The organism is Bradyrhizobium sp. BWC-3-1, assembly GCF_032917965.1.
Taxonomy (GTDB): Bacteria; Pseudomonadota; Alphaproteobacteria; order Rhizobiales; family Xanthobacteraceae; genus Bradyrhizobium; species Bradyrhizobium canariense_D.
In genome coordinates this window covers 7,284,932-7,298,343 of the sequence record NZ_CP136625.1, presented here as the reverse complement: position 1 = coordinate 7,298,343, position 13,412 = coordinate 7,284,932, and the positions used below count along the sequence as shown (strand labels likewise).

The 13,412-nt window shown below is 62.9% G+C and carries 10 protein-coding genes and 1 tRNA gene; 4 read left to right on the top strand and 7 right to left on the bottom strand.

Going from position 1 to position 13,412, the window contains the following annotated elements:
- Positions 1-728 precede the first annotated feature (728 nt).
- The 3 genes from RX329_RS35100 to RX329_RS35090 form a co-directional block, all read right to left on the bottom strand.
- On the bottom strand, positions 729-2,468 hold the full coding sequence (locus tag RX329_RS35100; protein ID WP_317245037.1) for a restriction endonuclease: 1,740 nt from the start codon (positions 2,466-2,468) through the stop codon (positions 729-731).
- 206 nt (positions 2,469-2,674) lie between these two features.
- Positions 2,675-2,750, bottom strand: a tRNA-Ile gene (locus RX329_RS35095).
- A gap of 378 nt (positions 2,751-3,128) precedes the next feature.
- Positions 3,129-4,103 (bottom strand): tripartite tricarboxylate transporter substrate binding protein, encoded by a 975-nt coding sequence (locus tag RX329_RS35090; protein WP_317245036.1) that lies wholly within the window; start codon positions 4,101-4,103, stop codon positions 3,129-3,131.
- Positions 4,104-4,209: 106 nt separating this feature from the next.
- On the opposite strand from RX329_RS35090, the gene RX329_RS35085 reads away from it, so the two are divergent.
- Entirely contained in the window at positions 4,210-5,187 is a 978-nt protein-coding gene (locus tag RX329_RS35085; RefSeq protein ID WP_317245035.1) for a TAXI family TRAP transporter solute-binding subunit, read from the top strand.
- 184 nt (positions 5,188-5,371) lie between these two features.
- On the opposite strand, the gene RX329_RS35080 is transcribed toward RX329_RS35085, so the two are convergent.
- Both RX329_RS35080 and RX329_RS35075 read right to left on the bottom strand, forming a co-directional pair.
- Entirely contained in the window at positions 5,372-6,601 is a 1,230-nt protein-coding gene (locus tag RX329_RS35080) for an ABC transporter substrate-binding protein (RefSeq protein ID WP_317245034.1), read from the bottom strand.
- Positions 6,602-6,700: 99 nt separating this feature from the next.
- Positions 6,701-7,594: a helix-turn-helix transcriptional regulator gene (locus RX329_RS35075; protein WP_018456162.1), complete on the bottom strand. Its 894-nt coding sequence runs from the start codon at positions 7,592-7,594 to the stop codon at positions 6,701-6,703.
- A 301-nt stretch (positions 7,595-7,895) separates the two neighbouring features.
- On the opposite strand from RX329_RS35075, the gene RX329_RS35070 reads away from it, so the two are divergent.
- Genes RX329_RS35070 through RX329_RS35060 form a run of 3 tightly spaced genes read left to right on the top strand, consistent with a single transcriptional unit; the run spans position 7,896 to position 11,852 of the window.
- Positions 7,896-8,729, top strand: a complete 834-nt coding sequence (locus tag RX329_RS35070; RefSeq protein WP_018456161.1) for a substrate-binding domain-containing protein — start codon at positions 7,896-7,898, stop codon at positions 8,727-8,729.
- Positions 8,730-8,783: 54 nt separating this feature from the next.
- Positions 8,784-9,890: a molybdopterin-binding protein gene (locus tag RX329_RS35065; protein ID WP_018456160.1), complete on the top strand. Its 1,107-nt coding sequence runs from the start codon at positions 8,784-8,786 to the stop codon at positions 9,888-9,890.
- A 12-nt stretch (positions 9,891-9,902) separates the two neighbouring features.
- Positions 9,903-11,852, top strand: a complete 1,950-nt coding sequence (locus tag RX329_RS35060) for a molybdopterin biosynthesis protein (protein WP_018456159.1) — start codon at positions 9,903-9,905, stop codon at positions 11,850-11,852.
- Between the two features lie 7 nt (positions 11,853-11,859).
- On the opposite strand, the gene mobA is transcribed toward RX329_RS35060, so the two are convergent.
- On the bottom strand, positions 11,860-12,537 hold the full coding sequence (gene mobA / locus RX329_RS35055) for a molybdenum cofactor guanylyltransferase MobA (RefSeq protein WP_317245033.1): 678 nt from the start codon (positions 12,535-12,537) through the stop codon (positions 11,860-11,862).
- A complete protein-coding gene (gene fdhD, locus RX329_RS35050; protein WP_018456157.1) occupies positions 12,482-13,372 on the bottom strand; it encodes a formate dehydrogenase accessory sulfurtransferase FdhD in 891 nt (296 codons plus the stop codon). The genes mobA and fdhD overlap by 56 nt, the downstream gene beginning before the upstream one ends.
- Positions 13,373-13,412: the final 40 nt, after the last annotated feature.

Sequence of the window (13,412 nt, the reverse complement as noted above, 5' to 3'; positions counted from 1 at the left end):
GATCTTCCCGTGTTTTGACTTTACAAGTGGCCGGCTCGTGCTGGCCTCCTTCTGAAGTATGCGTTTTTGCACGCGCGAAAGCACGACCTGCTGGTCAGCGGCGCTTAGGACGAAATGAAATTGGACATAGGCAGAGGCAATCGGGCCTTCGTCTGGCGCTGGTTCGCGTAGATCATCTAGGGTGGGGTGAAAGTCGCCAAGCGAAGACAGAGCGCGTAAGATATTGGACTTTCCAGACTCGTTGATGCCGGCGAGTATCAAGCAATGCGGTTGAAAATTAATCTCGATGTATTTGATGGACCTAAAATTCGATATTCACCCGGTCAAGTATCAAGTTGCGCTCCCCATCTTTATTGTGAGGGGCTAACGCGCCCCAGCCAGCCAAGGCCCAAAGGAGTCTGTATAACAAACCTTTGGTTTATGGAGGAGAGGGTAACGCGATTTGGTTGTGCACTGCGATGCGTCCAAACATTCCCGTCGCGCAATATGGACCTATCGGAAAGCCTAAGTCGCCGGTGCAACACCAACGTCAAACGGGCATATTGCGCTCGCATGCTGAAGGGTCGGAAATTCTAGCCGATATCGGGTCTCCATCTCGGAGACGTCTGGCTTCGACAGACGTAATTGAACGAAAAGAAACGCAAATTGGCAGCGCCGTGAAATGGGGTTGAACGCGAACAATTCCAAGATGTGCTATAGTTGCGACATTGTCGATCGGCCCTCAGGTGTCAGCGCATCAAAGCATTTCCAATCCTCTTGGCTTCTGCCAGATCAATCCGCGCGGCGGTGCCATGCTTGGCTAACAGATAGAGAAGATTGTTTCCGTCTAGCAAAGTTAACGGCTTGCCTTTTGCAAATCGATGAGCATCTGGGCCGAACCCCGAGGTGGTCACAATGATCCCCTTGGTCGCGCCCTCTGCCAAAACGGTGCCATACAAGTCTCTTACGGCGCTTACGTCGACCGTATTGGTGTAGCGTTTTGCTTGGATTACGATTTTGCCGCCCCGAATTGGATCGGGGTCGAACGCGACTGCGTCAACGCCACCGTCGCGACTAGCCTGTGTAACCTTCACCTCTCCGCCTCCTGTCGAGAATTCCTTCTCGAACAATTGGCGTATCAAATGTTCGAACTCCTCCCACCCGATAGCGGCGATATTAGCCCCGGACCCCAATCCATCGATAACGTCGTGGCTGTTCACGAAACGCTTGTCTGAACGATCAACGTTGATGATGGGCCTCACCGGCGTCAAAGAGTTGATTTGCGGGCTGGCCACGCCTTTCAGGGAGCGAAAGCACGTCTTTGGATCAACTTCCCGCAGATTAATCTTCAAAAGCTCGCTGGCTTCGCAGTGCAGTGATACAATGCATGCGGTCGTCTTATTTCCGTTCGCTCGGTTGACGTAGGTGACCCATCCGTTAAGGACGATGGCTTGCACCGCTTGTTCGCTGTCACACGAAAAGATCGCATGAGGTACTGCGAGTGCTAGCTGATAAACAAAATCGTCGTAGACCTTTTGTACTGCACTCTCCTTGAGTCTTACTTCTTCAATTTCGCCTCTCGATGCGACGTAGCGAAAACCTTTGATGCTCGGAGTCTTTTCGAACTCGGGCAAGTCGAGGTCAACTATCAGCGTCTTAGCCGCCTCGTCAAAATGCAATTGATATTCGCCTGACACAAAGTCGTCCGGCAACGGAAGCAGATTCCAAACGTTTTCAAACAACCAAGAAATCTTGTCGGCGTCCCCACGCCTTAGACCTTCAATGGCCGCGTCAAGTTCTGCATTCGTGCTGTCTCGGCTAGCCTCCCAAGCAACTTTTTTGTTGGTCCATTCAGTTGCCTGCCGCTGGTAGGATTGGTGCAATTCTTCGTTCGTCTTCTTGATGCGCGCGACGGTTGCTGACCACTGCGCGTAATCGTTCAGGAAGTTATCGTTGGCTTGCTTCTCCCCCGTTCGCACCTTCTTGTTGCGCTGAAACGCGAATAATTTGTCCAAAAGGTTGAACTGAGGAACGAAGGTCCAATCCTCTTTCTTTGGCTCGCGCGGATACTCGAGGTACTTGGGAGGCTTGGGCAGCAAGTCGCTGAAAGGTGCAGTGACTCTCTGCTTATCTATTTGGAAGACGGGCGAAGCGTTTACTACTGATGTCAAGACTTCTCCGAGTTCAGCGATAGCCTGCTCCGCCTCTTCCGTGCGCTCGGCTGCTTCATCTTTCAGGGCTTCTCGCTCGGCCCGTTTGTCTTCTGCAGATTGCCTCTTATGCGTTCGCGCAATTGACTTGGCATACTGATCGTTCCAAGCCGCCTTTTTCAATTCAGCTTTCATGCGGGCTTCGGCCTCGGTGCGTCCCCGCACGACCTGGTACTTTCCAAGTGCCTCATGCCAAACAGTGATCGAGAACATGCCGTAAAAAGCCCCTAAGTCCTGCGCGGCACTGCAATTTTGCTGTTCACCCAATACTCGGAACACGCTTTCCTTGCAACGCGCCGATCTGACTACCTTCGTCTAGCAACGCGGCGGAGGTAAAGCTTGGGAAAGATTAGGGCTTCGACCGAGCCATGGGAGGCTTGCTTATCCGCAAATGAGATATCCTGTCTCGATGCTCATTTGCGGTCGGTTGTCGACCAAGTGATCGATGGTGGCGAACGAAGCGAGGTAGAGCCGCGCAAGCTAGCTGGTGGGCCCGGCAGGACTCGAACCTGCAACCAGACCGTTATGAGCGGCCGGCTCTAACCATTGAGCTACAGGCCCCGCCGCGAGACGGCCCGCGGGAATGCGTGGCCGGCAACGGTGCGCGGTTCGTTTACAGGGACGGAAGCGGGGGTGCAATGCTGGCTCGGGCGAATGGAAACGCCGGCGCGGCAAGGTCTGTGGTTTTTGAATAACCGAAATTCGCGATGATGCCCTTATAGTCCTGTTTTGCCCGACGGCGCAAGCCCACCTTCGCCGAGCCTTCGCCCCCGCCTTCTGGCAATCGCAAGGGGGGCGGTTTTTCGATTCCGTAACCCATTGTGATCCCTAGATCTTTCTACTGTGCATGGGGTTGTTTTCGCAATTTTGTTGGGAGGGGTCTTCCGATCCCCTCCGATGTCGCGTTGGCGCGCTGCCGGCTCGCGGCAGTTCCCGCCGCTAGTCCACCGACACGCCGGCGAACTCCACCACCTTGCGCCACTTCTCGGTCTCGTCGGTGACCAGCTTGCCGAACTCGGCCGGCGTCATCGGCTTGGGGATGCCGCCGGTCTCGGTGAGGCGCGCGACCAGCTTCGGGTCCTTCAGCGCCTCGTTGACGGCCTTGTTGAGGATCTCGATCACGTCGGCCGGCGTGCCCTTCGGCGCGGAGATGCCGTAGAAGCCGACCGATTCGAAGCCGGGCACCGTCTCGGCGATCGTGGGCACGTCAGGCACGCTCGGCCAGCGCTGCGGCGAGGTCACGCCGAGCGCGCGGACATTGCCGCCCTTGGCCTGCTCCATCGCGGAGGGGAGGTTGTCGAAGATCAGCTGCACCTTGTTGGAGATGATGTCGGGGAACGCGATCGCCGAGCCCCGATAAGGCACGTGCACCATGTCGCACTTGGTCATCACCTTGAACAGCTCCGCCGACATATGCACCGAGGTGCCGTTGCCGGACGAGGCAAAGGAGATCTTGCCGGGATTGGCCTTGCAGTACTCGATGAACTCCTGAACCGTCTTGGCCGGGAACGCGTTGGAGACCACCAGCATGTTGGTGAGCTGCATGATGCTGGCGACCGGCACGGTGTCGCGCAAAAAGTCGAACGGCAGCTTCTTGTAGAGCGAGGTCGAGATCGCGTTGTTGGGCGCGACGAACAGCAGCGTGTAGCCGTCCGGCGGTGAGTTGATCGCGGCGCCGGCCGCGATGTTGCCGCCGGAGCCGGCGCGGTTCTCGACGATGAATTGCTGGCCGAAGCGGTCCGACAGCCAGTTCGCCATGATCCGCGCCACGATGTCGACCGGGCCGCCGGCGGAGAAGCCGATGATCCAGTGCACGGGACGGTCGGGATAAGCGGCGGAGGCGGGAGGTGCGGCGCCCAACAGCGTTGAAAGGAAAACCAGCCCGAAAACACTGTTACGCAAAATTCGCAACATGACGCCTCCCATTGTTCTATTGTCGTTGGGCTGCATGCTTTCACAAAAACGGGGCGCTGCCTACATCGCCGCAAGTCGATGTTGACGCGCCCCGCCGGGACCGACCATGAGATTCGCGATCACCCTTTTTCTCGGCGCGGCGCTGCTTTCAAGCCCCGCCGCCGCTCAAACCGGAGGCAACGCCATTCCGACCACGACACCCGCCCTGACGCTCAGCTTGGGCACCGCGACGCCCGGCGGCGGCTTTCCGCTCTATGGCAACGCCTTTGCGCAAGCGATGAACGCGGCCGATCCGCAAGTGATCATCGCCCCGCGCAACACCAAGGGCAGCAACGAGAACATTCCGCTCTTGGAGAAGGGCGAGCTCGATCTCGCTCTGGTCGCGGGCGAGCCGGCCTATGAAGCCTTCGCCGGCATCGGCCGTGCGAAGGTCTCGTTGAAGATTCTCACGGCGATCTATTCCAACCCCGGCATGTTCGTGGTGCGCGCGGACAGTTCCTCCAAGACCATTCGCGATCTGGTCGGTCAGCCCGTTGCATTCGGCGCCAAGGGCTCCGGCCTGCCGATCCTGGCGCGTTACGTGCTCGATGGTCTCGGGTTGAAGCAGGACGAGGACTTCAAGGCGATCTATCTCGACCGCGCCGGCGATGGCCCCGCGATGGTCGAGGATGGCCGTGTCGCCGCACTCTGGGGCGCCGGCATCGGTTGGCCCGGCTTCGCCGCGGTGGCCTCGAGCGTATCAGGCGCGCGCTTCATCGCGCCCAGTGCCGAGGAGATCGCGCGCATCCGCGCCAAGCATGCGTTCCTGAAGCCGCTCACCGTGCCGGCCGGCAGCTACCCGAACCAGTCCGAGCCGATCGCCTCGCTCGGCTCCTGGAGCTTTGTGCTGACACGCGAAGATTTGCCTGACGATGTCGCCTATCGCCTGGCGAAGACGCTGCACGGCGTCGAGCCCACATTCTGCAAGCAGCTCGCCCAAGCCTGCGAGACCACGGCCGCGAACACGGTCGCCGCCGCGCCGAAGCCCGAGCTGATCCATCCCGGCGTGATGAAGTACTTTCGCGAGATCGGGGTGCTGAAGTAGGGCGCTTCCTTCCTTCTCCCCCTGTGGGAGAAGGTGGCGCGAAGCGCCGGATGAGGGGTATCTCTCCGCGAACTCAACAGCGAGTTGGACTCGCGGAGACGACCCCTCACCCGGCTTCGCTTCGCGAATGCACCCTCTCCCGCAAGGGGAGAGGGTGCACCGTCAGCGCGGCTTCGCTACACCCTCACTTCTTCACCATCGCACACGCCGGGTCCGGCGGACCGAACGCCTTGTCGCCCGAGATCGTGGTGAGGATCTTGTAATAGTCCCACGGATATTTGCTTTCCTCCGGCGTCTTCACCTGCACCAGCCACAGATCGTGCACCATCAGATTGTCTTCGCGTAAGCGGCCGCTGCGGGCGAAGAAATCCTCGATCGGCTTTTCCCGCATTTTGGCGGCCACCTTGAGCGGATCGTCGGTGCCGGTGTCCTTGATGGCGTTGAGATAGTGCATCACGCTCGAATAGACGCCGGCCTGCCACATCGACGGCATCTTGTTCATCTTGGCGAAGTAGCGCTTCGACCATTCGCGGGTCTTGTCGTCCAGGTCCCAATAGAACGATGTCGTCAGCAACAGCCCTTGGGCTGCCTGCAGGCCGAGGCCGTGGATGTCGGTGATCAGCGCCAGCAGCGCCGCCATCTGCTGGCCGCCCTTGAACACGCCGAATTCGGAGCCGGTCTTGATCTCGTTCATGTTGTTGGGCGGACCCGCCGCGATGCCGATGATCTTGGCTTTGGAGGACTGCGCCTGCAGCACGAAGGAGGAGAGGTCGGGCGTGGCCAGCGGCGGCTTCACCGAGCCCAGCACCTTGCCGCCATTGGCGGTCACGACCGCCGAGGCGTCGCGCTCCAGCGAATGGCCGAAGGCATAATCGTCGGTGATGAAGAACCAGCTGTCGCCGCCGCGCTTGACCACCGCGTCCGCGGTGCCGACCGCGAGCGCGCGGGTGTCGAACACCCACTGGATCGCATAGGGCGAGCAGAACTTGCCGTGGAAATCGGCGGTGCCGGTGGAGTGGGTGATGAACAGCCGCTTCTTCTCGTTGGCCATGTTCTGCACCGCGAGCCCGACCGCGGAGACCGGTACGTCGACGATCAGATCGACCTGGTCGACGTCGTACCAGCGCCGCGCGATGGCGCCGCCGATATCGGCCTTGAGCTGGTGGTCGCCGACGACGATGCTGATCGGCTTGCCGAGCACGGTGCCGCCGAAATCGTCGATCGCCATCTGCGCCGCCGTCACCGAACCCTGGCCGGTCGGCGCCGAGGCCGGACCGTTCATGTCGGTGAGCACGCCGATCTTGACGACGTCGTCGGACACCTGCGCCATTGCGGCGCCCGGCAGCAGCGTCGCCGCCAGGAGCGTCGCTGCAAAGCCGGCAGCGACCGGCAGTCCAAATCTCGTTGGCTTCATATTTGTCCTCCCCTGATCCGGCGCGTTGGCCGGTGTACCCCCGGGTATGGCCCGGCTGAATTGGTTTCTTTTGCAACTATTTGGGGGCGGGCGTCAACGTCAGGCGGCGAAGCGGATTTGTCCGGCCGGGGAGGGATCGTAGCCGGTCAGCTCCTCGGCGCGCTGGACCAACCGCTTTTCGCCGAGGAACCGGATCAGGCCCTGCATGGCGGGGCGGAAATAGCTGCGCTGCCGCATCGCGAGGTCGAAGTTCTCCCAGACCAGCGGCACGAAATCGAGGCCGGCCGAGCGCGCGGACGCACGCGTCGCGATGCCGCAATCGGCCTGTCCCGCGCGAACGATCTCGGCGAGATCCGGCCCGGTCAGGGCCGGCATCTCGATCCGGCGCAAATCGCGCGTCGAGGCGCCGGCGCGCTTCAGCAGCACATCGAGCAGCATCTGCGCGCCCGTGCCCTGCTGTCGCATCGCCATCCTGGCCCCGAGCGCGAGCACGTCGGAAAGGCCGCGCAGCCGCTTGGGATTGCCCGGCGGCAGCACGAGACCCTGCTCGCGGCGCGCGAACGCGACCAGCAATGCATCATGCAGGTCCGGAGCGTCTCGCAGGACCGTCGCATTGGCCTCGGCCGCAAGATTGCCGTCGGCGTCGACGCTGTGGAAGTGCATTGCCACGGCCATCACCTCGTCGCGCTGTAAGCGCTCGAGCCCGCGTGCGCTGCCCTCGCTCATCGAGCCCAGGCCCGAGACGGATTCGCGCAGACTCCAATCTAGAAGCTCGTCCTGGCTGCCGCCGACGACCGGCGGCGGCTCCGCGATCAGCATGCCGGCCGGGCGCGCCAGTCCGGACAGCACCCAGAGGTCGAGTTCGTGCCGCGGGAAGAGCCATTTTCCGGTCACCTTGGTGCAGGGGATCGCACCGGTGGTGACGAGTTCGTAAAGCTTGCGTTCGCCGAGCCGAAGATAGTCGGCGGCTTCGCTGGTCGTCAGGAATTCCATCCTGCATTCCTATGCAAATTCTTGCTTCTTTTTGACGTTCGACGCAGGTGGAATTCTGCATTTCAAGTTTTGTCCGCCACGACCATGCCCGATCATCTCGCTGCTTTGCAACACATCCCCACGCGCGATCTCTGCCTTGGTGAACGATCCTGAATCGCTCGCGTGGTGCGGATCTTGCGGTCTTCGCGCGCGGCGCATTGCCGGAATTTCCCGACGCTGCGGGCACAATGTGCAAACGCGTCACGAGTGCGGCGCAATCCATCAGCATCATGATCGCGTCATAGCCAGTGGGAACCCGATCATGGCCGTCCGCCGCCTCTCCGTTGCACTCGCGCTTCTCTGCGGCCTCGTCGCCGGCGTTGCAGCGTCATCCGCGGAGGACCGCGCGATCGTGCTCGCCACGACCACAGCGACGCAGGAGTCCGGCCTGCTCGACTATCTGCTGCCGATGTTCCGTGAGAAGACCGGCATCGAGGTGACGGTGATCGCGCGGCGCGCCGACGAGGTGCTCGAGGGGGCACGAAGGGGCGAAGTCGACGTCGTGCTGATGCATGCACGGCCGCAGGAGGAGAAATTCGTTGCCGACGGTTTTGCGGTGAAGCGCTTTGACGTGATGTACAACGACTATGTGCTGATCGGGCCGAAGAGCGATCCCGCCGGCGTGAAGGGCAAGGACATCGCGACCGCGCTGAAGGCGATCGAGGCCAAGGGCGCGCCGTTCGTGACGCGCGGCGACCGCTCGGGCACGCATGCCGCGGAGCTCGCGCTCTGGATCGTCGCCGGCATCGACATCGCCCGTACCAAGGGCGCATGGTATCGCGAAGCCAAGCAGGACATGGCCTCAGCCCTTGATGCAGCGCGCACGGCGAACGCCTATGTGCTGTCCGACCGTGGCAGCTGGATCGCTTTTCGGGATCGCGGCGATCTCGACATCGTCGTCGAAGGCGACAAGCGGCTGCTCAATCAGTACGGCGTGATGCTGGTGAACCCCGCGAAGTTTCCGAACGTCAAGAAGGAATTGGGGCAAGACTTCGTCGACTGGCTGATCTCGCCGGACGGGCAGGCGGCGATCGCCGGATACAAGGTCGACGGACAACAACTGTTCTTCCCCAATGCGGACAAATCGGGCGGCTGACGTTCGTGTCGCCAGCGGTTGCCAAACCGGGCGATGCATGGTCCATCATGGCGCATGACCCAGCGCCTGCCGCCATCGCTGACGCCACTCGACACCGCGCTCGCCGCGTTGCTGAAGGGGCTTGATCCGCTCACGCCGGTGGAGTTGCCGCTGAGCGAAGCGGCCGGCTGCATCGCCGCGGGCAATCCGCTGCTCGCGCCTCGACCATCCTGTGACGTCGCTGCCGCGGACGGCTGGGCGTTATGCGCCAATGATCTGGTCGGCGCGTCCTCCTATTCACCGCTGCCGCTGCCGACAGCGCCCGCCTGGGTCGATGCCGGCGACGCGATGCCAGCGGGATGCGACTGTGTGCTCGATGCCGATTCAGTCGAGGTGTCTGGTCCGCTCGCCCAGGTGTTGGCGGAGGGCGTGCCGGGGCAGGGCGTCAGGCGCGCAGGAAGCGACATCGACGGACGAACGCCTGCCGCCGCAGAGGGGTATCCGGTCGGTCCTGCCGCTCTTTTGCTCGCGCGCGCCGCCGGGCTGGACCGGCTGAGCGTGCGCCGTCCGCGGCTGCGCATTGTCAATGTATCAGGTGCAACGCTGACCATGCATTTGATCGCGGACATTGCTCGCGCCGCTGGACTGGATGTGCAGACGAGCGAGGCCGGCGCGCGAGACGCGGGATCGATCGCGGAGACGTTGGGGACGCCTACCTGCGATCTCCTGCTGACGATCGGCGGCAGCGGCGTCGGTCGCAAGGATGCCGCGGTCACGGCGCTGGCCCAGGGTGGTGACGTGATTGCCCATGGTCTTGCGCTCCAGCCCGGACGCACCGCCGCGATCGGGCGGCTGGGAACCATTCCTGTCGTCGGCTTGCCCGGATCGCCGGACCATGCGCTCGCGGTCTGGCTCGCGCTCGTGCTGCCGCTCGTCGACCTTCTGTCGGCGCGGCAGCCGCGCCGACAGATAGTCTTGCCGCTCGCGCGAAAGATTGCATCCAGCGTCGGCATCGCCGAAATGGTCCTGCTGGCCGAGGAACATCATGCGTGGGTGCCGCTTGCGGTAGGAGAATGGCCGCTCCAGGCAATGGCCCGTGCCGATGCATGGCTGCTTGTTCCCGCCGGCCACGAGGGATTTGCAGCGGGCGCGCCGGTCGATGCCTATCTGATGCGGGAATGATATGGGTTTAGCATGACCATGATCCCGCAATCGCAAGTCCGCAGCGCACTCGAACAGGAACAGTTCCTGAAAATCGTTTCCCGCGAGGAGGCCCTGGCACGCTTCGAGGCTGCGCTGTTCCCTCGCGCGATCCCAAGCGAAAGACGCAAGCTCGCAGCAGCGCTCGGCGCGTCGCTTGCTGAAGACATCACTGCGCCAATCGACGTGCCACCGTTCGACCGTTCCAACGTCGACGGCTTCGCGGTGCGCTCAGCGGACCTTGCGACAGCCGGCGAAGGTGCGCAAGTTCGCCTCGGGCTGAATGGCGAGACTATTCACTGCGGCACCGTACCCGCGCTGCAAGTGGCGGCGGGAACGGCAACGCCGATTGCCACCGGCGGTCCGCTGCCGCGCGGTGCCGATGCCGTGGTCATGGTCGAGCATACCCAGCCGGCGGGATCGGCCACCATCGACGTCCGTCGCGCCGCCTCGCCCGGGCAATTCATATCCTACGCAGGATCCGATATCGCGCGCGGCGAGGCGCTGCTGCGCGCCGGCACGATCGTGGGCTCGCGCGAGGTGGGCATGCTGGCGGCTTGCGGTCTTGCCGAGGTGAGCGTCGTGCGCAAACCTCGTGTGGCCGTGATCTCCACCGGCGACGAACTGGTTCAGCCCGGCGAGGTGCTCGCGCCTGCTGCGATTTACGATACCAACGGCGCGATCGTCACTGCTGCGATCGACGAGAACGGCGGAGAGGCGGTTTTCCTCGGCGCCATTCCCGACGACGAAGCTCAGCTCGAAGCCGCCATGCGGCGTGCGCTGGCGGACGCCGACATGCTAGTGCTCTCCGGCGGCACGTCGAAAGGCGCGGGCGATCTGTCTCATCGCATCATCGGCCGGCTCGGCCAGCCCGGCATCATTGCGCATGGCATTGCGCTCAAGCCCGGCAAGCCGCTGTGTCTTGCGGTGTGCGACGGCAAGCCGGTGGTGATCCTGCCGGGTTTTCCGACCTCGGCGATGTTCACCTTTCACGACATGATCGTACCGGTGCTGCGCAAAATGGCCGGACTGCCGCCGCGCTCCGATGCCAAGGTGAGCGCGACCGTGCCGGTGCGCATTGCTTCCGAGCTCGGCCGCACCGAATTCGTCATGGTCTCGCTGGTCGAAGGCAAGGACGGCTTGATCGCTTATCCCTCCGGCAAGGGGTCCGGTGCGATCACGTCGTTCGCGCAGGCCGACGGTTTTCTGCGCATCGACGCACTCGCCGACCAGATGCCGGCCGGGACCGAAGCCGAGGTGACGCTGTTCACGCCGCATGTGCGGGTGCCCGATCTCGTCATCGTCGGCAGTCATTGCGCCGGCCTCGATCTCGTCACGGCGCAACTCGCGCATGCCGGGCTGACCGTGCGCTCGATCGCGGTCGGCAGTCTCGGTGGACTTGCGGCGGCGCGGCGCGGCGAATGCGATCTGGCGCCGATCCATCTGTTCGACGACAAGAGCGAGACCTACAATGCGCCTTACCTCGTCGAAGGTCTCGAACTCGTGCCGGGCTGGCGACGGATGCAGGGCATCGTGTTCCGCAAGGGCGACAAGCGTTTCGAAGGCCACAGCGCGAAGGACGCCGTCGTCGCGGCGCTCGCTGATCCCTCCTGCATCATGGTCAACCGCAACCAGGGCGCCGGCACGCGCATCCTGATCGACCGGTTGCTCGGTGGTGCGCGCCCGGAAGGCTACTGGAACCAGCCACGCTCGCACAACGCGGTGGCCGCGGCGGTCGCGCAGCATCGCGCCGACTGGGGCATGACCATTGCGCCGGTCGCCAAGGCGGTCGGCCTCGGTTTCATTCCGCTCGCGGAGGAGCATTATGACTTCGCGTTGGTGACGGCGCGGAAGCAGCGTCCGGCGGTGCGGGCCTTTCTCGATGCGCTCGGCTCGGACGAAGCGCGTGCCGCGCTGGAGCGGGCCGGATTCCGGCCGGCGTAGAGCTTGGTTAGGACGCCGCATCCAGTGCGGCGAGCCGCTCGGCTTCCGCGATATCCTCGACCGTATTGGCATTGAAGAACGGATCGAGCGGTTCGGTCGGCCACGTCACGGTCGCGAGCGGATAACGCGCGGTCCAGCGGTCGATCTTGCGGAGATCCTCGACCACCAGCGCGTGACGCAGTTCGTCTCGCAAGCCAACGCGCCACAAGCCTATCACCGGATGCGACTGGCCGCCCGACGCCGCAACGGCGAGCTCGGCATTCGCCGCGATGCGTTCGTCATGCAAGCGCGCGACCAGATCGCGCGGCAGGAATGGACAGTCGCCGGCGGCACTGAGCACCCATTCCACCTCACGCCGGTTCGCCGCGGTCCAGTCGAGCGCGGCAAGGATGCCGGCGAGCGGACCGGGAAAGCCGGGCACGTCATCGGCGACGACCTGCAAACCGAAAGTGGCGAAGCGGGCGGGATCGCCGTTGGCATTGAGGATCAGCCCGCTGCATTGGGGTGATAGGCGCGCGATCACGTGTTCCAGAATGGTGCGGCCGCCAATGGTGCGCATCGGCTTGTCGCCGCCGCCCATGCGCCGCGCGAGGCCACCGGCGAGCAGCACGCCTTGCGTGGTCGGAAAGCTAATCGTCACCACCTTCACCCTTGCGCTTGTGCTTGGCCGATTCCTCCTCGACATAAGCGAGGTTCTGGTCGTAGACGATGCGCTCTTCCCCCGACAACGCGATGAAGCGTTTGCCGCGCGCGCGGCCGACCAGCGTCAAGCCCACCTGCCGGGCGAGATCGACGCCCCAGGCGGTGAAGCCGGAGCGCGACACCAGGATCGGAATTCCCATGCGGACCGTCTTGATCACCATCTCAGAGGTGAGCCGTCCCGTGGTATAGAGGATCTTGTCGGATGCATCGACGCCGTGGCGGTACATCCAGCCCGCGATCTTGTCGACGGCGTTGTGACGGCCGACATCCTCGGTGTAGCAGAGCGGCTCCCCCTCCCTGCACAGCACGCAGCCGTGGATCGCACCGGCCTCCAAATAGAGCGAGGGCATGGTGTTGATGGTCTGCGTCATCTGGTACAGCCAGGAGGTCCGCAGCTCCGCCTTCGGCAACGCCACGCTCTCGACCGCCTCCAGCAGATCGCCGAAGGCGGTGCCTTGCGCGCAGCCCGATGTCTGCGTGCGCTTCTTCAGCTTGGCTTCGAAATTGGTGTGATGCTCGGTGCGCACCACCACCACCTGGAGGTCGTCGTCGTATTCGACCTCGGTGACCGCGTCATTATACTTCAGCATGTTCTGGTTGAGCAAATAGCCCAGCGCCAGATATTCCGGATAGTCGCCGATCGTCATCATGGTGACGATCTCCTGCGAATTCAGGTAGAGCGTCAGCGGGCGCTCCACCGGCACCTTGATCTCGATTCTGGCGCCGGACTGGTCGGTCCCGGTCACGCTCTCGGTGAGGCGCGGGTCGTCGGTATCAGGGACGATCAGGGGCACTGGGGCTTTGTCGATCTTCATCATGGCCGCGACGTTAGCATGACATTCGGGTCAAGCCGATATA